Raw genomic sequence first — 21,258 nt, forward strand, 5'->3', positions numbered from 1 at the left:
GATGTCCCTTTCTCCATGCTGGGCCCGCACGTCCCCTCACGGCGACCCGGTTCAGTCACGCCGAGGGGCCCCGGAGTCTCCGGGGCCCCTCCACCGCCGTCGTCCTCAGCCGCACTGGCAGGGCGCGCCCTGCTGGCAGCCGCAGCCGCAACCCGAGCCGCAGCCGCAGGCGGCCACCAGCGGCAGGCTTCTGATCTGGGCGGGCTGTACGCTGTCGCGGTCCTGGGTGGGGTCGGGCGTGGTGCTCGGGGATTCGGGCATGGGTCCTCCTCGACACGGGGGCCAGGTGCCCCCGCCCATTCCATGCCCGCTCCACTGGGCGCATCAACGGCGCACGGATGCGCCCGCACGCCCGGCTCCACCACCGCGAGCCCCCTGCGCGCAGGCTCTACGGCACGGAAAGCACCAGCCCCCTCAACAGTTCGCGCTGTACCGGACGCACCCCGGTGTCGAGTGGCTCTTCTCCCAGTCGTGCTGCTCGCCCGCCAGTGCGCCGGCCAGCAAGAGGGCCATCAGCAGGTGGACCATCGCCGTCCAGCGGGCGCGGAAGACCGCCGCGAGGACGGCCAGGGCGATCACCACTATCCGCAGCACCTGCAGCCGGTCCATGAACGCGAGGTCGGCGGCGTCGATCCGCGCCTGGTCGCCCTGCGCCGCCCATACCTCCAGGCCGACGCCGTATATCGCGTCCAGCACCACCCAGGCGATCTCCAGCAGGAACAGCAAAATCGCCAGGGGGAGGTCCACGCCCAGGCGTGTCCTGCGCGACCAGGGGAGCCGGCGTCTCGGAGCCGGAAGGGATTCGGTCATGCACGCAGGGTGCGGGGGGACGGGGGAGTCGCACATGAGTACGGGTACTCAACCCGCCCCCGGCACCCCCCAACCCCCGGAGGGCGGCTCAGCCCCCCGCCCCCGGCACCCCCCAACCCCCGGAGGGCGGCTCAGCCCCCCGCCCCCTCCTGCTGGATCTCGTCCGCGTGCTCGCCCGTCACCAGGTAGACGACCCGCTTCGCGACAGACACCGCGTGGTCCGCGTAGCGCTCGTAGTAGCGACCGAGCAGCGTGACGTCGACCGCCGTCTCGATGCCGTGCTTCCAGCGGTCGTCGATGAGGTGCTGGAAGAGGGTGCGGTGGAGGAGGTCCATGTCGTCGTCGTCCTGCTCCAGTTGGAGCGCGAGATCGACGTCCTTGGTGATGATGACCTCCGCCGCCTTCGCCATGAGGCGCTGCGCGAGCTGGCCCATCTCCAGGATGGTGGCGTGCAGGTCCTGCGGGACCGCGCGCTCGGGGTACCGCAGCCGGGTCAGCTTGGCCACGTGCTGGGCGAGGTCGCCCGAGCGCTCCAGGTCGGCCGACATCCGCAGGGAGGTGACGACGATGCGCAGGTCCGTCGCCACCGGCTGCTGCCGCGCCAGCAGGGCTATCGCCCGTGCCTCCAGATCGTGCTGGAGTTCGTCGACCCGCTGGTCGGCTTCGATCACGCTCTCGGCCAGCTTCAGGTCGGCGTCCAGGATGGCGGTGGTGGCGCGCCCGATGGCGGAGCCGACCAGCCGGGCCATCTCCACCAGACCGTCGCCGATCGAGTCCAGTTCCTCGTGGTACGCGTCCCGCATCAGGTTCCCTCTCCTACTACATGTCGTCGGGGGTCCGGAGTCCGTGGCCGGTGCGACCCCCACGCTCCCACGTTCCGTCCCGTACGCGTCCGTTTCCGCCCTCCCGAATGAACCACCACTGGATGGAAGGTGAACTCTGGGCGACGAGTGCCCGAGGTCGCACGACGGTGGCTGTGGTCAGGGCGGACGCCATGCCTAACCTGGTGACATGGACGTGAACGCGGCGGTCGCCGCAGCGGCGGCGATCGCCGGTGTACTCACCGGTGTCATCGCCATGCTGGCGTTCCGCTGGAGCGAACGCGAACAGAAGCGCCCCACCCGTACCTCCCTGCACACCGACGCGGTGCTCCCGCCCGGCGTGGACACCGTGCTGTCGGTGCTCCGCTCCTCCGCCGTCGTCCTCGACGAGGCCGACGCCGTGGTCAAGGCCAGCTCCGCCGCGTACGCCCTCGGCCTCGTCCGGGGCGGCAAGCTCGCCGTGGAGCCGATGCTCCAGATGGCGCGCGACACCCGGCGCGACGGGGAGATACGACAGGTCGAGCTGGACCTGCCCCGGCGCGGCACCGGACGGGGCGAGGCCCTGGCCGTGTCCGCGCGCGTGGCCCCGCTCGGCTCCCGGCTGGTGCTGCTGCTGGTCGAGGACCTGACCGAGGCCCGCCGCATCGAGGCGGTACGCCGTGACTTCGTGGCCAATGTGAGCCACGAGCTGAAGACTCCCGTAGGAGCGCTCTCGCTGCTCTCCGAGGCTGTCATGGACGCCTCCGACGAGCCGGACGCGGTCCAGCGCTTCGCCGGGCGGATGCAGATCGAGGCCACCCGGCTGACCAACCTGGTCCAGGAGCTGATCGACCTCTCACGGGTGCAGAACGACGACCCGCTGGAGGACGCCGAGCCGGTGCGCGTGGACGAGCTGGTCGCCGAGGCCGTCGACCGCTGCCGCCACCAGGCCGGCACGAAGCAGATCACCATGGCCACCGCCATCCAGGACCCGCCCGGCGCGGTACGGGGGAGCCTGCATGTCTGGGGCAACCGCGGCCAGCTCGCCGCCGCCCTCGGCAACCTGGTCGAGAACGCCGTCAACTACTCCCCGGCTCACACCCGCGTCGGCATCTCCGCCCGCCGGATCTCCGCCCCGGGCGGCGAGCTGATCGAACTCGCCGTCACCGACCAGGGCATCGGCATCTCCGACAAGGACAAGGAGCGCATCTTCGAGCGCTTCTACCGCGTCGACCCCGCCCGCTCCCGCGCCACCGGCGGCACCGGCCTCGGCCTCGCCATCGTCAAGCACGTGGTCGCCTCGCACGGCGGCGAGGTCTCGGTCTGGAGCGCCGAGGGCCAGGGCTCCACCTTCACCTTGCGGCTGCCGGAGGCGGGCGTCGCCCGCGACCGCGCGGCCAGGCACCCCGGACTCGACGACGAGTCCGGGCCCGCCGACCAGTCCCCGTACGCTTCGCTTCCCTCCCCGGAGGTCCTTCCGTGACCCGAGTGCTCGTCGTCGAGGACGAGGAGTCCTTCTCCGACGCCCTGTCGTACATGCTGCGCAAGGAGGGTTTCGAGGTCGCCGTCGCCGCGACCGGCCCCGACGGCCTGGACGAGTTCGAACGCAACGGCGCCGACCTGGTGCTGCTGGACCTGATGCTGCCGGGGCTGCCCGGCACCGAGGTGTGCCGCCAGTTGCGCGGCCGCTCCAACGTCCCGGTGATCATGGTGACCGCCAAGGACAGCGAGATCGACAAGGTCGTCGGCCTGGAGATAGGGGCCGACGACTACGTCACCAAGCCCTTCTCCTCGCGCGAGCTGGTCGCCCGTATCCGGGCCGTGCTGCGCAGGCGCGGTGAGCCGGAGGAGGTCACCCCGGCCGCACTGGAGGCCGGACCGGTCCGGATGGACGTCGACCGCCATGTGGTGACGGTGTCCGGGGCCAAGGTCGACCTGCCGCTGAAGGAGTTCGACCTGCTGGAGATGCTGCTGCGCAACGCCGGCCGGGTGCTGACCCGGATGCAGCTCATCGACCGGGTGTGGGGCGCCGACTACGTGGGCGACACCAAGACCCTCGACGTCCATGTGAAGCGGCTGCGCGCCAAGATCGAGCCCGACCCGGGCGCGCCGCGCTATCTGGTGACGGTGCGCGGGCTGGGCTACAAGTTCGAGCCGTAGACCGCGCGAGCGGCCGGTACATGACGTGAGGGGGGCACCCGGCCGGGTGCCCCCCTCACGTCATACGTACGTGCTCAGTGGCCCGCGGGCGCCGACTGCGACGCGGAGTCGCTCGGGGAGGACGCCGGGGCGGAGGCCGACGAACTGGCCTTGTCGCCCTCGGGCTTGTCGCTCGCGGACGGGCTGCCCGACGGCGAGGAGGTCGCGGCGGCCGGCGCGGACGGCACCTCGCTCGGGCCCCAGCCGCTGAAGTAGCTGGTCGCCGGGACGACGAAGGCGCGCAGGGCGACCGCACCGGTCTTGTCGAAGGTGAAGGTGACCTTCTGCGCGTTGCCGTTCTGGACCGCCTCGCGGCCGCTGGCCAGCATGGCGGAGGCGTTGTCCTTGCCGCCGATGACGAGGCGGCCGTGGGCCGGGACGACGAGCTTTCCGCCCTTGGCGGGCTTCAGCTCGACCTTCTCGTTGCTGCCGTCGACGGAGATCGACTGGAGGGTCTGGTCGGTCGCGCCGTCGTTGAACAGCGTGGCGGCGACGGCGGCCGGGCCGTTGGCCTTGGCGTCGGGCTGGGTGATGATGAGGGCGTTCTGCACCTTGATGGGCCCGACGTGGGTCGCGGCGTTGTCCGGCCGGATCTCCAGGGTCTGGGCGTTGTTGCCGGCGCCGCAGGCGGCGAGCGAGGCGATCGAGAACGCGATGGCGGATGCGGCGAGGACGCCGCGTCGAAGGCTGCTGCTCACGGCGGCGGCAACTCCTTGAACGCACAGGGGCGGCTGTCCTGTAAAGCCGCCCTAAGGATCTGTCAGCGCCCTCAGGCTACCGAGCCGTTCACGCGCCGCCGCACCCGACCCTCCCCAAGTGCCCCGCTTCCCTCCCGCTGGGGGTACCGAGGACACCGCTGATCGGCCGCCGGGAGCTTCCCGTCCGCCATTCGGATAACGCCGTACGACGCCGTTGACGGCATCCCGGTGACACTCCGCGACACTCCGGGCGGCATTTCCGTGAAGGAATACGCGCGTGTCCGGAATTGATCACCGCCGGGTGGCGTGATCAATTCCGGATTCGTCTCGCACCCGACTCCGGTCATCGAACGAAGGAGCGGAAGTCGTACGCTTGGAGGCGGGCAAACCGGGACATTCAACCAATCGGGGCGACTCTCTGGGGCGTGTGACGTAGATGTTTCACTCTGCACGCAGAGTGGCTCCCACCTGCGAATTCCCGCTTCCGCGGGTGGCCCGCAGCACGTTCCTGTTGCTGTTGTCAAGCCCCGAGATATGCCCTGACCTGCGAAAACGCCATTCAGAAGACGCCGTATCCGTGTTACCCTGGATAGCCACGGAAGGGGTACCTGTCACATGACGTTCAAGGTTGGCGACACCGTGGTCTATCCCCATCACGGGGCCGCGCTGATCGAGGCAATCGAAACTCGTCAGATCAAAGGCGTGGACAAGACCTACTTGGTGCTGAAGGTCGCCCAGGGCGACCTGACGGTACGTGTGCCAGCGGACAATGCGGAGTTCGTCGGCGTGCGTGATGTGGTCGGTCAGGACGGGCTGGACCGGGTCTTCGAGGTGCTGCGCGCGCCGTACGCCGAGGAGCCCACGAACTGGTCGCGCCGCTACAAGGCAAATCTGGAGAAGCTCGCCTCCGGCGACGTCATCAAGGTCGCGGAAGTCGTGCGTGACCTGTGGCGCCGCGAGCGCGAGCGCGGACTCTCCGCCGGTGAGAAGCGCATGCTCGCCAAGGCCCGCCAGATCCTGGTGAGCGAGCTGGCCCTCGCGGAGAACACCAACGAGGACAAGGCCGAGGCGCTGCTCGACGAGGTACTCGCCTCCTGACAAGGAGCGGGCGGCATGCCCCGCCCGCCTTCACGTCCAGCGCAGCAAAAATGCCGTGGTGCCCGATGACACTCACCCTGTCGCCGGGCGCTGCGGCATATTCGTCCCCGTATGCCTCCCCTGTGCGCTGCCCCTGTCGTTCTGCTCCCCTGTTCGTTCTCGCCTCCGGGGGTGGACGGCTCGACCGTGGTTCACGGAAAGGGTCCGGTCAAGGCGTCGCGCCCAGGCGCTCCTCCAGGCCATACCCACCGGCCCCGAGCACACAAACCTGACAGGAACCGATGTCTGACGAATCGCGTCCCGCGCCCGCCGAGCCGCGCCAGGACAGCCGTGTCGCCGCCGTGATCCCCGCCGCCGGCCGGGGTGTACGCCTCGGTCCGGGCGCCCCCAAGGCGCTCCGCGCGCTGAACGGCACGCCCATGCTGATCCACGCGATCCGCGCCCTGGCCGCCTCCCGGCACGTCTCCCTGGTGGTCGTCGTCGCCCCGCCCGAGGGCGCCGCCGAGGTCAAGTCGCTGCTGGACGCGCACGCACTGCCCGAGCGCACGGACTTCCTGGTCGTGCCCGGCGGGGAGAGCCGCCAGGAGTCGGTCCGCCTGGGCCTGGACGCCCTGCCGCCCGCCTACGACGTCGTCCTCGTGCACGACGCCGCCCGCCCCCTCGTCCCCGTCGACACCGTGGACACGGTCGTCGAGGCGGTGCGCGACGGTGCCCCCGCCGTGGTCCCGGCGCTGCCGCTGGCCGACACGGTCAAGGAGGTCGAGCCCGCGGCCACCCCCGGCGAGCCCGAACCGGTGCTCGGCACGCCCGTCCGGGCCCGGCTGCGCGCCGTACAGACCCCGCAGGGTTTCGACCGGGCCACGCTGGTCCGCGCCCACGAAAGGGTGACCGAGGATGTCACCGACGACGCGAGCATGGTCGAGCGGCTCGGCGAGCGGGTCGTGACCGTGCCCGGTCACGAGGAGGCGTTCAAGGTGACCCGGCCGCTGGACCTCGTCCTGGCGGAGGCGGTCCTCACCCGCAGGAGGCTCAACGATGGCTTCTGAGATCCCCGCCCTGCCCCAGGTGGGCATCGGCACCGACATCCACGCCTTCGAGGACGGCCGCGAGCTGTGGTGCGCCGGGCTGAAGTGGGAGGACGCGGGGCCGGGCCTGGCCGGGCACTCCGACGCCGACGTGGTCGCGCACGCCGCCTGCAACGCGCTGTTCTCCGCCGCCGGACTCGGTGACCTGGGGCAGCACTTCGGCACCGGCCGGCCCGAGTGGTCCGGCGCGTCCGGGGTCACCCTGCTCACCGAGGCGGCCCGGATCGTGCGGGACGCGGGCTTCGCCATCGGCAACGTCGCGGTGCAGGTCGTCGGGCCGCGCCCGAAGATCGGCAAGCGGCGGGACGAGGCGCAGCAGATCCTCAGCGCCGCCGCCGGGGCCCCGGTCTCCGTGTCCGGCGCGACCACCGACGGTCTCGGTTTCCCCGGCCGGGAAGAGGGGCTGATGGCGGTCGCCACGGCCCTCGTGGTGCGCGTGTCGTAGGAGCGTGCGAGGGTACCCGCACAGCCATCGTCGATCGAGGAGGATCTTCATGTCCGCTGCCCTGTCCGACCGGCTCAGGTCCCTGCTGGACACGCCCGTGTTCATCGTCGTCGGCACCGTCCAGCCCGACGGCAGTCCGCAGATGTCACCGGTGTGGGTGAAGCGGGACGGGGACGACGTCCTCATCTCCACCACGGTCGACCGGCGCAAGGAGAAGAACCTCAAGCGCGATCCGCGGGTCACCGTCGTCGTCACGGACCCGGAGAACCCCTACGAGTACGCCGAGATCCGCGGCACCGCCGAGCTGACCACCGAGGGCGGCCAGGCGCTCATCGACGAGCTGTCCCTGAAGTACAGCGGCAAGAAGTACGCCGAGTTCAACCCGGCCTCCGCCAACGACGCCGAGCGCGTCGTCGTCCGGATCACCCCGCGCAAGGTGGTCGGCAGCCTCTAGGAGACAGCCCGGAGACAGCCCGGAGCGGCGATGTCACCGTCCGGTGGCATCGCACGGCCCCGCTCCCACTACCCTGGTGTGGTGACCATTCGCCTGTACGACACCAGCGCCCGGCAGATCCGCGACTTCACCCCGGTCCAGCCGGGCTGTGTCTCGATCTACCTCTGTGGCGCCACCGTGCAGGCGGCACCGCACATCGGGCACATCCGCTCGGGCCTGAACTTCGACATCATGCGCCGCTGGTTCGAGTACCGCGGTTACGACGTGACGTTCATCCGCAACGTCACGGACATCGACGACAAGATCATCAACAAGGCCCACGAGCAGAAGCGCCCCTGGTGGGCCATCGGGTACGAGAACGAGCGGGCGTTCAACGACGCCTACGCCGCGCTCGGTTGCCTCCCGCCCACCTACGAGCCCCGCGCCACCGGCCACATCACCGAGATGATCGAGATGATGCAGGGCCTCATCGAGCGCGGCCACGCCTACGAGGCCGACGGCAACGTCTACTTCGACGTGCGCTCCTTCGACGGCTACCTGGAGCTGTCCCGGCAGGAACTGGACAACCTGCTCCAGCCGTCCGGCGAGGGCGAGACCGGCAAGCGGGACCCGCGCGACTTCGCCATGTGGAAGGCGGTCAAGCCGGGCGAGCCGAGCTGGCCGACGCCCTGGGGGCCCGGCCGCCCCGGCTGGCACCTGGAGTGCTCGGCCATGGCGCACAAGTACCTGGGCTCCGTCTTCGACATCCACGGCGGCGGCCTGGACCTGATCTTCCCGCACCACGAGAACGAGATCGCCCAGGCCAAGGCGTTCGGCGACGACTTCGCCCGGTACTGGGTGCACAACGCCTGGGTGACGATGGCGGGCGACAAGATGTCCAAGTCGCTCGGCAACAGCGTGCTGGTCTCCGAGATGGTCAAGCAGTGGCGTCCCATCGTCCTGCGCTACTACCTCGGCACCCCGCACTACCGCTCGATGATCGAGTACAGCGAGGAGTCGCTGCGCGAGGCCGAGGTGGCGTTCGCGCGCATCGAGGGCTTCGTGCAGCGCGCGCTGGAGAAGGCCGGGGGCGAGGTCGAACCGGCCACCGAGGTGCCGCCGGCCTTCGCCGAGGCGATGGACGACGACCTGGGCGTGCCGCAGGCCCTCGCGGTCGTGCACACCACCGTCCGCCAGGGCAACAGCGCGCTGGCCGCCGACGACAAGGAGGCGGCGGTCGCCCGCCTCGCCGAGGTGCGCGCCATGCTCGGCGTCCTCGGTCTCGACCCGCTGGACCCCGAGTGGGCCGGTGAGAGCGGCGAACGCGGCGAAACCGTGCTCAACAAAAGCGTGCACGGCGTGGTGGACAGCCTCGTCCGCCTCGTCCTGGAGCAGCGGGAGTCCGCCCGCGGCCGCAAGGACTGGGCCACCGCCGACGCCATCCGCGACCAGCTCGGCCAGTCCGGCCTGGTCGTCGAGGACAGCCCGCAGGGCCCGCGCTGGAGCCTCGGCCCGCGCTAGGCGGGGTCGGCAACGGGCCTGATCGAGTGTGCCGCCCGGCGATCCGGGCGGCACACTGCATACATACGTACGAACGCTCACGGAGACGGGTAACTCATGGCGAACAACCGCCGCATGTCAGGCAAGAAGGGTGCCCAGGTCGGCAGCGGCGGCCAGCGGCGCCGTGGCCTGGAGGGCAAGGGCCCCACGCCCCCGGCCGAGATGCGCAAGGGCCACGCCAAGCAGCGCGCCGCCGCTGCCAAGGTCCGCCGCGCCCAGGGCCGCCCGCCGCAGCGCAAGGGCGCCGGCCGCTCCTCCTCCGAGCTGGTCGTCGGCCGCAACCCGGTGTACGAGGCGCTGCGCGACGGCGTGCCCGCGACCATGCTCTACGTCCAGCAGTTCATCGACAACGACGAGCGCGTCCGCGAGGCCCTCCAGCTCGCCGCCGAGCGCGGGAACATCCACCTCATGGAGGCCCCGCGCCCCGAGCTGGACCGCATGACGAACGGCCTGAACCACCAGGGCCTCGTCCTCCAGGTCCCGCCGTACGAGTACGCGCACCCCGAGGACCTGCCCGCCGGTGCCTACGACAAGGGCGAGGACCCGCTGATCGTCGCCCTCGACGGCGTCACCGACCCGCGCAACCTCGGCGCCGTCGTCCGCTCCGTCTCCGCCTTCGGCGGTCACGGCGTGGTCGTGCCCGAGCGCCGCTCGGCCGGCATGAGCGCCGGTGCCTGGAAGTCGTCGGCCGGTGCGGCCGCCCGTACGCCGGTCGCCCGTGCCACCAACCTCACCCGGGCCCTGGAGCAGTACAAGAAGGCCGGGATCACCGTGGTCGGCCTGGCCGCCGACGGAGAGGCCGAGGTGGGCGACCTGGCGGCGCTGTCCGGCCCGGTCGTCATCGTGGTCGGCAGCGAGGGCAAGGGCCTCTCCCGGCTGGTCGGCGAGACCTGCGACCACCGCGTCCGCATCCCCATGCCGGGTGGCGCGGAGTCCCTCAACGCCGGTGTCGCCGCCGGTGTCGTGCTGTACGAGGCGTCCCGCCGCCGCTCCTGAACGACCGTTCGGCGATTCCCCCGGATGCGGTAATTCCGGGGGATGACCGGCGTTCACGACGACTTTGACGCGGCCCGGACACATCGGGCCGGTCAAAGCAGTGTCCTAACTCGGCGTCACTCGGTTAGATGAGTGTGGACACCAGAACACCCCGCACTCCCACGGGGGACCGCTCGTCTGGCTTCGACGACGCTCCCGCGCTGAGCATGGTGAAGGTGCCGAGCGATCCGGCGCAGGTCATCGTCAATCACGCCAGCTTCCGCGTGCAGTTGGGGACGGCGGGCAGGCGCACCCAGTCCCCGAGAACCGCCCCGCGTCCGATCGCTCAGGACCCCGCGCGCATGTCCGCCGCGGGCCCGGCGGGCGAGGCCGCGGGCCGGCGCCGTCCGGTCGTGTGGAGCGGCCGGTCCGCGCCCGACGACACCGGCACCCACCGCCTGCTCCAGGCCGTCCGGGGCAGCAGCGTCCGCCACCCCGACGAACCGGCCGGTGCCACCCAGGTCATCCCGCGTCTCGGCCCGGACCACACCGGCTACGCGGACGCCTACGACCGGCTCGACCCGACCGTCGAGACCCCCGTCCTCGGCCACCAGCGCACCGGCCCCGACGGCGGCACCCGGCTGCTGCCCCACATGCGTCCGGTCGGCAGCGCCTACGACGAGCCCCCGTACGACGAATCGCCGTACGCGAGCGACGAGTTCGACCCCGACGAGCCGCCTGCCCGGCCCTCCGGCTCGCGGGCCGCCCGGCGCGGTGATGACCCGGCGCGGCACGCGTACTACCCCGGCCGCCGGATGAACCTCGGCGTGGTCCTGCTCCCGCTGCGCGTCTTCCTCGGCTTCATCTCGATCTACGCCGGCATGGGCAAGCTGTGCGACCCCGTCTACTTCGACGGCGGCGAGCGCGGCTCCATGGTCAAGTGGCTCAACACCCTGCACCCGTGGGACGTGGCCGAGCCGCTGCGCCAGTTCGCGCTGCACCACCCCGTCGGCTCCGGGCTGGTCATCGCCTTCCTCCAGGTCGTGGTCGGCGTGCTGACCGTCCTGGGCTGCTGGCAGCGGGTCGCCGCGGTGGTGGGCGCGCTGCTCTCGGCCGCGCTCATCGTCACCGTGAGCTGGAAGACGGTCCCGGCCTACGACGCGCCCGACATCATCTACCTGGCCGCCTGGTCCCCGCTGGTCATCGCGGGTGCCCCGGTGTACTCCGTGGACGGCAGGCTCGCGGGCAGCGCCTGGCGCACGCTGGGCCCGCGCGCCGCCATCTGGGACCTGCGCCGGTACGTGCTGCGCCGGGGCGCGCTGATCACCGCCGTGACCGTCGGGCTGACCCTGCTGGTCGGCTCGCTGCTCGGCGGTGCGGTGCGCGACTCGAGCCGGGTGGTCGTGCCCGGTCCGGGTGAGGCGCCGCGCAACAACCAGCCCGGTTCGCCGCTGCCCTCGGCGCCCGGCACCCCGCGCAGGCAGGCCAGCCCCTCGGCGTCCAGCTCGCCCACGGGCAGCGCCTCGGCCGGGGCGAGCCCGTCCGGCGCGGCCGGCACCCCGGGCGCGGGCCGCACGGCCGGTACGGCTCCGGCGGCGCCCAGCCAGACCCAGGGCACCACGGGCCAGGCCCCGCCCCAGCGGACCACCCCGACCACCGGTGGCGGTGGCGGTGCCTCCAGCACCACGGCGGGGCCGACCAGCGCGGGCGGTACCGCGACCGGCGGCACCGGCTCGGGCACCTCGGGCGGCGGCACGGAGTCGGGCGGCGGCAGCGACGCGGGTGGCTCCTCCACCGGCCAGCCGGGCCTGGTGGGCGGTCTGTTCGGCAACTGACCCCCTGGGCGCGCCAAGGGCCCCGTACCTCGCGGTTGAGGTACGGGGCCCTTCTGCGTGCGGCGGGCGGCTCGCGCTAGGCGCGGCCGGCGTCCAGCTCCTTGGCGGCCTCGGTCAGGTCCTTGACGGTGTCGATAGCCCGCCAGTACGCGCCCTGGGGCAGCGGGAACCCGGCGAGCTTGCGCTCACGGGCCAGGCGGGGGAACGTGGCGCGCTCGTGGTCGCCGCGGTCGGGCAGCAGGTCGCGGAACTCGGGGGAGAACACGTACACACCGGCGTTGATCTCGACGGTGGACGGCGGGGCCTCGATGAAGTCGGTGATGTGCCCGAAGCCGTCCGTGCGCACGGCGCCCCAGGGGATGCGCGGCCGGGCCAGCGCGAGGGTGGCGACCGCGTCGCGCTCGGTGTGGAAGTCGGCCATGTCCCGCAGGGAGAAGCGGGTCCAGATGTCGCCGTTGGTGGCGTACCAGGGCCGGTCGGGGCGGGGCAGGTGCGCGGCGGCGTACTTCAGGCCGCCGCCGCGGCCGAGCGGCTCGGTCTCCACGACGGTGGTGACGGACAGCGGCAGCTCGGCCGTGGCCAGCCACTTCTGGAGGACCTCGGCGAGATGGCCGCAGGAGACCACCACGTCCGTGACGCCCTCTTCGGCCAGCCAGTTGAGCTGGTGGCCGATGATCGGGGTGCCCGTGCCGGGAATCTCGACCATCGGCTTGGGCCGGTCGTCCGTGTAGGGGCGCAGCCGGGAGCCCTGGCCACCGGCCAGGACGACGGCTTGGGTGGGGCGCGCAGCGACGTTCGGATGGGTCATGCCCCGAACTGTACGTGGCGCCCCGGCGGGGGCCAGGGGCACGACAGGGCCGCTCGTGGGGGCGCTGTCGGCTGTGGTGCGGTGAGCTGTGTGTCGGGCGGCTGTGTGGGGGTCAGCTATGTGCCGCCAGCACACCCGTTGCGAAGGAGGTGTCGCACACCGGGCGGGCGTAGGACTGGGCGCGGGTGGCGCCGTAGAGGCGGACCGCGGCGCGGCCCAGGGTGCGGGCGATGGAGGTGCAGTGCTCGGCGAGCGCGGGGTGGCCGTTGACCGCCTGCTGGAGGTGGGTGAGGACCACGCCGGGGTTCTTGTCCTGAAGCTCGGTCAGCAGCCGGTCGCGCAGGACGTCCTGGGGCGCCGCCTTCTTGGCGGTGACCGTACGGGCGGTGCCGGCCTTCGCGGGGGCCTGGGCGACGTCCGAGGCGGTGAGCACGGAGCCTTCGGAGTCCCCGGTCCAGTTGACCCGCGTGACCGCGAGGGTTCCGGAGAGCACCAGGACGACGGGCAGGACGAGGGCGAGAGTGCGGCCGATCCGGCGGGCAGGGCCGCCCCGGTGGCCGCGTCGCGTCTGAGGGATGGTGGAGTGCGTCACGCGAGTGAGGGTAGCGCTCGGTGCTGATTTGGCGACATTTAGTCACCCTTACGGGGGATGAAGTCGCGCTGCTTTCTGGGTAGAGGGTTGACGCCGGGCGCCCGAATTGATCCCTGTGCCGGGATATCCGCCGAACCGTGCCCGGGTACGGCGGGAGGGGGCCCCGCAGGACCCCCTCCCTGTGAACTGCCTGTGTGCCCCCGTCAGCCGGAGAGGCGCTCGCCCGTGGAGGTCGAGAACACGTGGATCTCGCCCGGCCGCGGCACGACGTGCAGCGTGGAGCCCTTCTCCGGCACCTGACGGCCGTTCACCCGGACGACGAGGTCCCGGACGTTACCGTCGACCTCGACGGCGCCGTACACGTACCCGTCGGCGCCCAGTTCCTCGACGACGTTCACCGAGACGGCGAGGCCGGCCGGGGCGTCGGCGCTGTCCTTGGTCAGCGTGGTGGCCGCCGCGCCGCCGCCCAGCTCGACCACGTCGAAGTGCTCGGGGCGGACGCCGACCGTCACGGTGGTGTCGCCCTTGTCGGCGGCGGCCGAGAGCGCGTCCCGGCTGACCGGCACCACGCTGTTGCCGAACTTCACACCGCCGTCGGTGATCGGCACCTCGACCAGGTTCATCGCGGGGGAGCCGATGAAGCCGGCGACGAAGAGGTTGGCGGGGCGGTCGTACATGTTGCGCGGGGTGTCGACCTGCTGGAGCAGACCGTCCTTGAGCACGGCCACCCGGTCGCCCATCGTCATGGCCTCGACCTGGTCGTGGGTGACGTAGACGGTGGTGATGCCCAGGCGCCGCTGGAGGGAGGCGATCTGGGTACGGGTGGAGACGCGGAGCTTGGCGTCCAGGTTGGACAGCGGCTCGTCCATGAGGAAGACCTGCGGCTCGCGGACGATGGCGCGGCCCATGGCGACACGCTGGCGCTGACCGCCGGAGAGCGCCTTGGGCTTGCGGTCCAGGTACTCGGTGAGGTCGAGGATCTTGGCGGCCTCCTCGACCTTCGCCCGGATCTCCGCCTTGTTGACGCCCGCGATCTTCAGGGCGAAGCCCATGTTGTCGGCGACCGTCATGTGCGGGTAGAGGGCGTAGTTCTGGAACACCATGGCGATGTCCCGGTCCTTGGGCGGCAGGTGGGTGACGTCGCGGTCACCGATGCGGATGGCGCCGCCGTTGACGTCCTCGAGCCCCGCGAGCATGCGGAGCGAGGTGGACTTGCCGCAGCCGGACGGGCCGACGAGGACGAGGAACTCGCCGTCCTCGATGGCGATCTCCAAGGCGTCGACGGCGGGCTTGGTGGAGCCCGGATAGATCCGGGTCGCCTTGTCGAACGTGACAGTGGCCATGGTGAGGGCCCCCTTCTACCGGCAGGAACGTGCCGGACGATCCGTTGTAGGAAGGTGGTTCGTCGGTTCACCCAGGTGAACCAGCTCAGGACCGTACCCGCCGCCCACCTGCCCTGTCAGTACCCGGACGCCCCCGAATTTCCCCCGCCCTCCCACGCCCCCGCTTGGGTACACTTCACGGACACGGACCCCACCCGGCCCGTCCACGCCTCCTTAGCTCAGTCCGGCCAGAGCAACGCACTTGTAATGCGTAGGTCGTCGGTTCGAATCCGACAGGGGGCTCCACAGGCAGCCGAGCATGGCGAAGGCCGCCCGCCCCGAGGGGGTGCGGGCGGCCTTCGGGGTTTCTCAGGCCGGCGTCAGCAGCGACGTCAGGGCTTCGCGGAGCACCGTGTCCGGGTCCGCCGCCGCGCTGGTCGCGCGCCAGGCGACGAAGCCGTCGGGGCGGACGAGGACCGCGCCGTCGGCGGTGGTGCCGTGGGCTCGCGCCCAGTCGGACCCCTGCGTGTCGTAGGTGAGGTCGGCGTCCGGGCCGGGGCCCAGGCGGTAGGCGTCGAGGGCGACACCGTCCTCCGCCGCGACGCGGCGGGCGGCCGCGTACCAGCCCGCGTCGTCGGGGGCGTCGGTGAGGAGGACCATCGAGCGTTCGTACAGGTCGAGCGTGGAGAGGCGGAGGCCGCCGCGGCGGAGCCAGAGGTGGGGGGCGCGGCTGCCGGGGCGGCCGTCGAGGGTGAGGGCGTCCGGGACGACCTCGGCGTAGGGGTCGGCGCCGAGGACGGCGCCGGCCGGGTAGCGGTAGCCGAGGACCACGTTGAGGATGCCGCCGCGCCTGGCGCCGCCCACGCCGGGGGCCGGGGCGAAGCCGGGGTGGCTGTGCTCGACCGAGCGGGCCGAGGCGCGGGCGCTGGTGGCGGCCGCGACCGGGCGGCGCTCGGCGCCGTAGGACTCCAGCAGGCCGGGACCCGCCCAGCCGGAGAGCACGGCGGACAGCTTCCAGGCGAGGTTGTGGGCATCCTGGATACCGGTGTTGGAGCCGAACGCGCCGGTCGGGGACATCTCGTGGGCGGAGTCGCCGGCGAGGAAGACCCGGCCCGAGGAGTAGAGGTCGGCGACGCGTTCGGCGGCACGCCAGGAGGCCATACCGGTGATCTTCACGTCGAGTTCGGGGGTGCCGACCGCCCGGCGGATGTGGTCGCGCAGCCGCTCCTCGGTGAAGTCGTCGAGGGTCTCGCCGCGCTCGGGGTGCCAGGGGGCGTGGAAGACCCAGTTCTCCTTGTTGTCCACGGGCAGCAGTGCGCCGTCCGCGTCCGGATGGGTGAGGTAGCAGCAGATGAAGCGGCGGTCGCCGACCACGTCGGCCAGCGCGCTGGAGCGGAAGGTGACGCTGACGTTGGCGAACAGGTCGCCGGGCCCGCTCTGCCCGATGCCGAGGGCACGCCGTACGGGACTGCGCGGGCCGTCGGCGGCGACGAGGTAGTCGGCGCGGACGGTGAACCGTTCCTCGGTGTTCCGGTCGAACACCGTCGCCGTCACTCCGTCGGCGTCCTGCTCGAAGGACTCCATCTGGTGGAAGTACCGAAGGTCGCCGCCGAGTTCGCGCGCGCTGTCCAGCAGGACCGGCTCGAGGTCGTTCTGGCTGCACAGGCACCAGGCGGTGGGGCTGAACCTCGCCAGACCGCCGCCCGGGTCGATGTTCTTGAACAGCCACTCCCCGGCGTCACCCACGAGGGTGGGCGTCTGGAGGATGCCGTGGTTGTCGGCGAGGAGCGAGGCGGCCGCCTTGATGTCCGGCTCGACCCCGGCGACCCGGAACAGCTCCATCGTGCGGACGTTGTTGCCGCGCCCACGCGGGTGGACCGAGGTCCCGGAGTGCCGCTCGACGAGCATGTGCCGCACCCCGAGACGGCCCAGGAACACGGACATGGACAGACCCACCAGTGAGCCGCCCACGATGAGGACGGGGACCCGGTGGTCGGCTTTCTGATGCATCGAAGCCTCCAGTGGCTGGGGGTGGGTGCGTGGGGCGCCTGTGACTCCTCCTTCCCGGTGGCGGCGGCTCCGCGTGCCCAATCACCCACGTGGTTCACAGGAGTCGCGGGCTTGTGGGGACCGGCACAGGATCAAGGAACGCTGCCGGGCCCGATCGAAGACCGGCACCGGTTCTGCCCCGCGAAGGAGATGTGTGCAGGATGACCACCACGTCTGAACGTCCCTCAGAAACGCCGGCACGCGAGGTGTCCAGGCGTGTATCCCAGTCCGTGTTCGACGGTTCCCCGCTGCGGGTCGTCCTCCTGGTCGACGTGTACGACGGCGCGCAGCAGCAGTTCCTGGAGGCGTACGAGCAGCTCTGCGCCCAGGTCGCGCAGGTTCCCGGTCACGTCAGCGACCAGCTCTGCCAGTCCATCGAGAACCCCTCGCAGTGGCTCATCACCAGCGAGTGGGAGAGCGCCCCGCCGTTCCTCACCTGGGTGAACAGCGAGGAGCACGTGCACATGGTGGAGCCGTTGCACTCCTGCGTGCGTGACACCCGTTCGCTGCGCTTCCACATCGTCCGCGAGACGGGCGGCCCGGCGGTCCCCGCCGAGTCGGCCCCCGGCCGCCGCCTCCAGGCGCACCCGCGCATCGGTGACGGAGTGATCCGGCACGCGCTCACCTTCACCGTGAAGCCCGGCACCGAGGAGAAGGTCGCGGCGATCCTCGCGGACTACGCCTCGCCCAAGGCCCGCGTGGACGACACCACGGAGTTGGTGCGGACCTCGCTGTTCATGCAGGGCAACCGGGTGGTGCGGGCCATCGAGGTGCGCGGCGACCTGCTCGCGGCGCTGCGGCACGTGGCCCAGCAGCCCGAGGTGCGGGCGGTCGAGGAGGCCATCAACCCCTACCTGGAGCAGCACCGGGACCTGAACGACCAGGAGTCGGCCCGGATGTTCTTCACCCGTGCGGCGCTCCCGGCGGTGCACCACGTGATGGCCGACGAGCAGGCGGAGGGCAACCGTCTCGCGCTGTTCTACCCGGCCCGCGCCGGCCAGGGCATGCGGCTGGCCGAGCTGATCTCCCAGCACGACCAGGTCGCGGCCGACGACCCGGCGAGCGCGGTGCTGCGCAGCACGGTCTTCCAGCGCGACGACGTGGTGGTGCGCCTGGTGGACGTACGCGGCCGGGAGGTCGACGCGCTGCCCGCCGACGCGGCCGCGGCCGCCGAGCTGCGGAAGCTGCTCGCCGGCGACGCCGCCCGGATGGACCTCGTCACCGACCGCCGCGCCTCGGACGCCTGATCCGGTGACCGCCTCTCACCCCGCAACCGCCGACGCGGCACATCCCACGGAGGAAGCTGTGATCAAAAACCGTCCCAAGATCATCAACCTGAAGGACACCGAGCACAACACCCGGCGCGGCGGCGACCTGCGCGCCATGCTGACCCCGGCGACGGTCGGCGCCACCAGCGGCTTCATGGGCGTGGCCATCGTGCAGCCCGGCGACCGCATCGGTGAGCACTACCACCCGTACTCCGAGGAGTTCGTGTACGTGATCTGCGGCCGGCTGGAGGTGGACCTCGACGGCGAGGCGCACCCCCTCAAGCCGGAGCAGGGCCTGATGATCCCCGCCCACATGCGGCACCGCTTCCGCAATGTGGGTGACGAGGAGGCGCGCCTCGTCTTCCACCTGGGCCCGCTGGCCCCGCGCCCGCAGCTCGGTCACGTGGACACCGAGGAGACGGACGTCATCGGGGCCGCCGCGGTGGTGACGGAGGCCGGTGGTGCCGTTGCCGGCCGGGAACAGGTGCGCTCATGACCCGGCGGGTGGCGGTCACGGGCATAGGCATCGTGGCTCCGGGCGGGATCGGTACGCCCGCGTTCTGGGACCTGCTGTCCAACGGCCGGACCGCGACGCGCGGCATCACCTTCTTCGACCCCTCGGGGCTGCGGTCACGGATCGCCGCCGAGTGCGACTTCGACCCGGCGGCCTACGGGCTGGACGCCGAGCAGGTGCAGCGGGCCGACCGGTACATCCAGTTCGCGCTGGTGGCCGGCGACGAGGCGGTGCACGACTCGGGTCTCGACCTCGCGGCCGAGGACCCGTGGCGGATCGCGGTGTCGGTCGGCACCGCGGTCGGCGGTACCACCCGGCTGGAGAACGACTATGTGCTGGTCAGCCATGGCGGCCAGCGCTGGGATGTGGACCACACCCAGGCCCGCCCCGAACTGCACCGGGCGTTCTCGCCCAGCACGGTCGCCTCGTCGGTGGCCGAGCGGTTCGGCGCGCGGGGCCCGGTGCAGACCGTGTCCACGGGCTGCACCTCGGGCCTGGACGCCGTCGGGTACGCCTTCCACACCGTGCAGGAGGGCCGGGCGGACATATGCCTGGCCGGTGCCTCCGACTCGCCGATATCCCCGATCACGATGGCGTGCTTCGACGCGATCAAGGCGACGTCCCCGAACAACGACGACCCGGCGCACGCCTCCCGCCCCTTCGACAACGACCGTGACGGGTTCGTCATGGGCGAGGGCGGCGCGGTGCTGGTGCTCGAGGAACTGGAGCACGCCCGGGCCCGCGGTGCGCACGTGTACTGCGAACTGAGCGGGTACGCCACGTTCGGCAACGCGTACCACATGACCGGTCTGACCCCCGACGGCCTGGAGATGGCCCGTGCGATCGAGACCGCCATGGACCAGGCTCGGATCGACCCGACCGCGATCGACTACGTCAACGCGCACGGTTCCGGCACCCGGCAGAACGACCGCCACGAGACGGCCGCGGTGAAGCGGGCGCTCGGGCAGCACGCCTACGACACCCCGATGAGCTCCATCAAGTCGATGGTGGGGCACTCCCTCGGGGCGATCGGGGCCATCGAGGTGGTGGCGTGTGTGCTGGCGCTCGCCAAGCAGGCCGTCCCGCCGACCGCGAACTACACGACCCCCGACCCCGAGTGCGATCTGGACTACGTCCCGCGCGAGGCACGGGAGCGGAAGCTGAACGGCGTGCTCTCCGTGGGCAGCGGGTTCGGCGGTTTCCAGTCCGCGGTGATCCTGACCCGGCCGAGGGAGTGAGGACACGATGAGCACAACCGAGGAACGGCGCGCGGCCGTCACCGGTATCGGGGTGGTCGCGCCGAACGGCATCAGCACCGAGACCTTCTGGAAGTCCACCCAGGAGGGCATCAGCGTCCTGGACCGGGTGACCCGCGAGGGCTGCCAGGACCTGCCGCTGAAGGTGGCGGGCGAGGTCCGCGAGTTCGACCCGGCCGTGGTCGAGGAACGCTTCCTGGTGCAGACCGACCGCTTCACCCACTTCGCCATGGCGGCGGCGGACCTGGCCCTGGAGGACGCCCGGCTGGGACAGGCGGACACCGCGGCGGACCCCTTCTCCATCGGGGTGGTCACCGCCTCCGGCTCCGGCGGCGGCGAGTTCGGCCAGCGCGAGCTCCAGCAGTTGTGGGGCAAGGGCAGCCGGTTCGTCGGCCCGTACCAGTCCATCGCCTGGTTCTACGCGGCCAGCACCGGCCAGATCTCCATCCGGCGGGGCCTCAAGGGGCCCTGCTCGGTGGTCGCCTCCGACGAGGCGGGCGGTCTGGACGCCCTCGCGCACGCCGCCCGCGCGGTCCGCCGGGGCACCGATGTGATGGTGGCCGGCTCCACCGAGGCGCCGCTCGCGCCGTACTCGATGGTCTGCCAGCTCGGGTACGGGGAGCTGAGCGGTCAGAGCGACCCGGCGCGCGCGTACCGCCCCTTCACCGACGCGGCGTGCGGGTTCGTGCCCGCCGAGGGCGGCGCGATGCTCGTGGTCGAGGCGGAGCGGTCCGCGCGGGAGCGCGGGGTCGACATCCGGGCGTACATCGCGGGACACGCGGCGACGTTCACCGGGGCCTCCCGCTGGGCCGAGTCCCGCGAGGGGCTGGCTCAGGCCATCCGGAACGCGCTGGCCGAGGCCGGTTGCGCGCCGGAGGAGGTCGACATGGTCTTCGCCGACGCCCTCGGGGTGCCGGAGGCGGACCGTGCCGAGGCGCTGGCGCTGGTGGACGCGCTCGGCGAGCACGGCCGCCGGGTGCCGGTGACGGCGCCGAAGACCGGCATCGGGCGCGGCTACTGCGCGGCACCGGTGCTGGACGTGTCGGCGGCGGTGCTGGCGATGGAGCACGGCCTGATCCCGCCCACGCCGAACGTGGTGGACGTCTGCCACGACCTGGACCTCGTGACCGGGAGCGCCCGCGTGGCCGAGCCGCGCACGGCGCTGGTCCTCAGCCGGGGCCTCATGGGGTCGAACGCGGCGCTGGTGCTGCGGCACGGCGCCCAGTAGGCGAACAGCAAAGGAGAGAACGGCATGAACGTGCAGATCACCGAAGAACAACTGGCCGCCCTCATGAAGAAGGCGGCGGGCATCACCGTCGCCCCCGACCTGCTGCGGGCGCAGCCCGACACCCCCTTCGAGACGCTGGGGCTCGACTCGCTCGGCCTGCTGGGCATCGTCGGCGAGCTGGAGAACCGGCACGGCACCCCGATGCCCCCGGACGCCGAGCGCTGCAAGACGCCGCAGGCGTTCCTCGACCTCGTCAACAGCGCACTGATGGCAGGAGCCTGAC

22 protein-coding genes and 1 tRNA gene are annotated in these 21,258 nt (G+C 71.8%); 15 read left to right on the top strand and 8 right to left on the bottom strand.

Translation table 11 applies throughout. The features are described from left to right. Positions 1 to 105: 105 nt before the first annotated feature. From OG448_RS16870 to phoU, 3 genes are all read right to left on the bottom strand, one after another. Positions 106 to 261, bottom strand: a complete 156-nt coding sequence (locus tag OG448_RS16870) for a hypothetical protein (RefSeq protein ID WP_405554755.1) — start codon at positions 259 to 261, stop codon at positions 106 to 108. A gap of 153 nt (positions 262 to 414) precedes the next feature. Continuing rightward, positions 415 to 810, bottom strand: a complete 396-nt coding sequence (locus OG448_RS16875) for a DUF6234 family protein (protein ID WP_405554757.1) — start codon at positions 808 to 810, stop codon at positions 415 to 417. A gap of 131 nt (positions 811 to 941) precedes the next feature. Further along, on the bottom strand, positions 942 to 1,613 hold the full coding sequence (phoU, locus tag OG448_RS16880; protein WP_405554759.1) for a phosphate signaling complex protein PhoU: 672 nt from the start codon (positions 1,611 to 1,613) through the stop codon (positions 942 to 944). A gap of 208 nt (positions 1,614 to 1,821) precedes the next feature. Here phoU and OG448_RS16885 point away from each other — a divergent pair, with 208 nt between their 5' ends. Together OG448_RS16885 and OG448_RS16890 are read left to right on the top strand one after the other, a co-directional pair. Then, on the top strand, positions 1,822 to 3,093 hold the full coding sequence (locus OG448_RS16885; RefSeq protein ID WP_391299392.1) for an ATP-binding protein: 1,272 nt from the start codon (positions 1,822 to 1,824) through the stop codon (positions 3,091 to 3,093). Next, the gene (locus tag OG448_RS16890) at positions 3,090 to 3,770 is read left to right on the top strand and encodes a response regulator transcription factor (protein ID WP_031183999.1); all 681 of its coding nucleotides are present in this window, start codon (positions 3,090 to 3,092) and stop codon (positions 3,768 to 3,770) included. Before OG448_RS16885 ends, OG448_RS16890 begins: the two co-directional genes overlap by 4 nt. A gap of 74 nt (positions 3,771 to 3,844) precedes the next feature. Here OG448_RS16890 and OG448_RS16895 read toward each other — a convergent pair whose 3' ends face one another. Beyond that, positions 3,845 to 4,507 carry a DUF461 domain-containing protein gene (locus tag OG448_RS16895; RefSeq protein ID WP_405554760.1) on the bottom strand — a complete coding sequence of 221 codons (663 nt, stop codon included), beginning with the start codon at positions 4,505 to 4,507 and terminating at the stop codon, positions 3,845 to 3,847. 615 nt (positions 4,508 to 5,122) lie between these two features. Here OG448_RS16895 and OG448_RS16900 point away from each other — a divergent pair. The 7 genes from OG448_RS16900 (at position 5,123) to OG448_RS16930 (ending at position 11,938) form a co-directional block, all read left to right on the top strand. Further along, on the top strand, positions 5,123 to 5,605 hold the full coding sequence (locus OG448_RS16900; RefSeq protein WP_003953493.1) for a CarD family transcriptional regulator: 483 nt from the start codon (positions 5,123 to 5,125) through the stop codon (positions 5,603 to 5,605). Between the two features lie 281 nt (positions 5,606 to 5,886). Beyond that, positions 5,887 to 6,651, top strand: coding sequence for a 2-C-methyl-D-erythritol 4-phosphate cytidylyltransferase (ispD, locus tag OG448_RS16905; RefSeq protein ID WP_405554762.1), 765 nt, complete (start codon positions 5,887 to 5,889; stop codon positions 6,649 to 6,651). Continuing rightward, positions 6,641 to 7,135, top strand: coding sequence for a 2-C-methyl-D-erythritol 2,4-cyclodiphosphate synthase (gene ispF, locus OG448_RS16910; RefSeq protein ID WP_030804429.1), 495 nt, complete (start codon positions 6,641 to 6,643; stop codon positions 7,133 to 7,135). Before ispD ends, ispF begins: the two co-directional genes overlap by 11 nt. A 49-nt stretch (positions 7,136 to 7,184) precedes the next feature. Continuing rightward, complete coding sequence (locus OG448_RS16915; RefSeq protein ID WP_405554764.1) at positions 7,185 to 7,589, top strand: PPOX class F420-dependent oxidoreductase; 405 nt, start codon at positions 7,185 to 7,187, stop codon at positions 7,587 to 7,589. An 81-nt stretch (positions 7,590 to 7,670) separates the two neighbouring features. Next, positions 7,671 to 9,089 carry a cysteine--tRNA ligase gene (gene cysS / locus OG448_RS16920; RefSeq protein ID WP_405554765.1) on the top strand — a complete coding sequence of 473 codons (1,419 nt, stop codon included), beginning with the start codon at positions 7,671 to 7,673 and terminating at the stop codon, positions 9,087 to 9,089. Between the two features lie 96 nt (positions 9,090 to 9,185). After that, complete coding sequence (rlmB, locus tag OG448_RS16925; protein WP_405554767.1) at positions 9,186 to 10,124, top strand: 23S rRNA (guanosine(2251)-2'-O)-methyltransferase RlmB; 939 nt, start codon at positions 9,186 to 9,188, stop codon at positions 10,122 to 10,124. Positions 10,125 to 10,252: 128 nt separating this feature from the next. After that, positions 10,253 to 11,938 (top strand): DoxX family membrane protein, encoded by a 1,686-nt coding sequence (locus OG448_RS16930; protein ID WP_405554768.1) that lies wholly within the window; start codon positions 10,253 to 10,255, stop codon positions 11,936 to 11,938. A gap of 76 nt (positions 11,939 to 12,014) precedes the next feature. Here the strand turns inward: OG448_RS16930 and OG448_RS16935 are convergent, their stop codons facing one another. The 3 genes from OG448_RS16935 to OG448_RS16945 all read right to left on the bottom strand — a co-directional run bounded on the left by OG448_RS16935 (position 12,015) and on the right by OG448_RS16945 (position 14,681). Further along, a complete protein-coding gene (locus OG448_RS16935; RefSeq protein WP_405554769.1) occupies positions 12,015 to 12,746 on the bottom strand; it encodes an NDP-sugar synthase in 732 nt (243 codons plus the stop codon). 112 nt (positions 12,747 to 12,858) lie between these two features. Then, a complete protein-coding gene (locus OG448_RS16940) occupies positions 12,859 to 13,338 on the bottom strand; it encodes a hypothetical protein (protein ID WP_350904499.1) in 480 nt (159 codons plus the stop codon). Positions 13,339 to 13,541: 203 nt separating this feature from the next. After that, positions 13,542 to 14,681, bottom strand: a complete 1,140-nt coding sequence (locus tag OG448_RS16945) for an ABC transporter ATP-binding protein (protein WP_405554771.1) — start codon at positions 14,679 to 14,681, stop codon at positions 13,542 to 13,544. 207 nt (positions 14,682 to 14,888) lie between these two features. Between OG448_RS16945 and OG448_RS16950 the strand changes: the two genes are divergently transcribed. Then, positions 14,889 to 14,966 (top strand) — tRNA-Thr (locus OG448_RS16950). Between the two features lie 63 nt (positions 14,967 to 15,029). Here the strand turns inward: OG448_RS16950 and OG448_RS16955 are convergent. Beyond that, positions 15,030 to 16,670, bottom strand: a complete 1,641-nt coding sequence (locus OG448_RS16955; protein ID WP_405554773.1) for an FAD-dependent oxidoreductase — start codon at positions 16,668 to 16,670, stop codon at positions 15,030 to 15,032. A 200-nt stretch (positions 16,671 to 16,870) separates the two neighbouring features. Here OG448_RS16955 and OG448_RS16960 point away from each other — a divergent pair, with 200 nt between their 5' ends. The 5 genes from OG448_RS16960 to OG448_RS16980 are packed head-to-tail and all read left to right on the top strand — an operon-like array spanning position 16,871 to position 21,257. Next, entirely contained in the window at positions 16,871 to 17,956 is a 1,086-nt protein-coding gene (locus OG448_RS16960) for a SchA/CurD-like domain-containing protein (protein ID WP_405554775.1), read from the top strand. A gap of 58 nt (positions 17,957 to 18,014) precedes the next feature. After that, a complete protein-coding gene (locus OG448_RS16965; RefSeq protein WP_405554777.1) occupies positions 18,015 to 18,473 on the top strand; it encodes a cupin domain-containing protein in 459 nt (152 codons plus the stop codon). Continuing rightward, complete coding sequence (locus OG448_RS16970) at positions 18,470 to 19,729, top strand: beta-ketoacyl-ACP synthase II (RefSeq protein WP_391299367.1); 1,260 nt, start codon at positions 18,470 to 18,472, stop codon at positions 19,727 to 19,729. Before OG448_RS16965 ends, OG448_RS16970 begins: the two co-directional genes overlap by 4 nt. Positions 19,730 to 19,736: 7 nt before the next feature. Then, complete coding sequence (locus OG448_RS16975) at positions 19,737 to 20,975, top strand: ketosynthase chain-length factor (RefSeq protein ID WP_405554779.1); 1,239 nt, start codon at positions 19,737 to 19,739, stop codon at positions 20,973 to 20,975. 24 nt (positions 20,976 to 20,999) lie between these two features. Continuing rightward, positions 21,000 to 21,257 (top strand): phosphopantetheine-binding protein, encoded by a 258-nt coding sequence (locus tag OG448_RS16980; protein ID WP_405554781.1) that lies wholly within the window; start codon positions 21,000 to 21,002, stop codon positions 21,255 to 21,257. Position 21,258: the final 1 nt, after the last annotated feature.

The sequence above is a fragment of the Streptomyces sp. NBC_01171 genome (assembly GCF_045039805.1).
Classification (GTDB): Bacteria; Actinomycetota; Actinomycetes; order Streptomycetales; family Streptomycetaceae; genus Streptomyces.

Bases quoted from the DNA above. Each gene is read 5' to 3' on its own strand.
- OG448_RS16870 (WP_405554755.1), bottom strand. From the start codon at position 261: ATGCCCGAATCCCCGAGCACCACGCCCGACCCCACCCAGGACCGCGAC.
- OG448_RS16875 (WP_405554757.1), bottom strand. From the start codon at position 810: ATGACCGAATCCCTTCCGGCTCCGAGACGCCGGCTCCCCTGGTCGCGC.
- phoU (WP_405554759.1), bottom strand. From the start codon at position 1,613: ATGCGGGACGCGTACCACGAGGAACTGGACTCGATCGGCGACGGTCTG.
- OG448_RS16885 (WP_391299392.1), top strand. From the start codon at position 1,822: ATGGACGTGAACGCGGCGGTCGCCGCAGCGGCGGCGATCGCCGGTGTA.
- OG448_RS16900 (WP_003953493.1), top strand. From the start codon at position 5,123: ATGACGTTCAAGGTTGGCGACACCGTGGTCTATCCCCATCACGGGGCC.
- ispD (WP_405554762.1), top strand. From the start codon at position 5,887: ATGTCTGACGAATCGCGTCCCGCGCCCGCCGAGCCGCGCCAGGACAGC.
- ispF (WP_030804429.1), top strand. From the start codon at position 6,641: ATGGCTTCTGAGATCCCCGCCCTGCCCCAGGTGGGCATCGGCACCGAC.
- OG448_RS16915 (WP_405554764.1), top strand. From the start codon at position 7,185: ATGTCCGCTGCCCTGTCCGACCGGCTCAGGTCCCTGCTGGACACGCCC.
- rlmB (WP_405554767.1), top strand. From the start codon at position 9,186: ATGGCGAACAACCGCCGCATGTCAGGCAAGAAGGGTGCCCAGGTCGGC.
- OG448_RS16930 (WP_405554768.1), top strand. From the start codon at position 10,253: ATGAGTGTGGACACCAGAACACCCCGCACTCCCACGGGGGACCGCTCG.
- OG448_RS16935 (WP_405554769.1), bottom strand. From the start codon at position 12,746: ATGACCCATCCGAACGTCGCTGCGCGCCCCACCCAAGCCGTCGTCCTG.
- OG448_RS16945 (WP_405554771.1), bottom strand. From the start codon at position 14,681: ATGGCCACTGTCACGTTCGACAAGGCGACCCGGATCTATCCGGGCTCC.
- OG448_RS16955 (WP_405554773.1), bottom strand. From the start codon at position 16,670: ATGCATCAGAAAGCCGACCACCGGGTCCCCGTCCTCATCGTGGGCGGC.
- OG448_RS16960 (WP_405554775.1), top strand. From the start codon at position 16,871: ATGACCACCACGTCTGAACGTCCCTCAGAAACGCCGGCACGCGAGGTG.
- OG448_RS16970 (WP_391299367.1), top strand. From the start codon at position 18,470: ATGACCCGGCGGGTGGCGGTCACGGGCATAGGCATCGTGGCTCCGGGC.
- OG448_RS16975 (WP_405554779.1), top strand. From the start codon at position 19,737: ATGAGCACAACCGAGGAACGGCGCGCGGCCGTCACCGGTATCGGGGTG.
- OG448_RS16980 (WP_405554781.1), top strand. From the start codon at position 21,000: ATGAACGTGCAGATCACCGAAGAACAACTGGCCGCCCTCATGAAGAAG.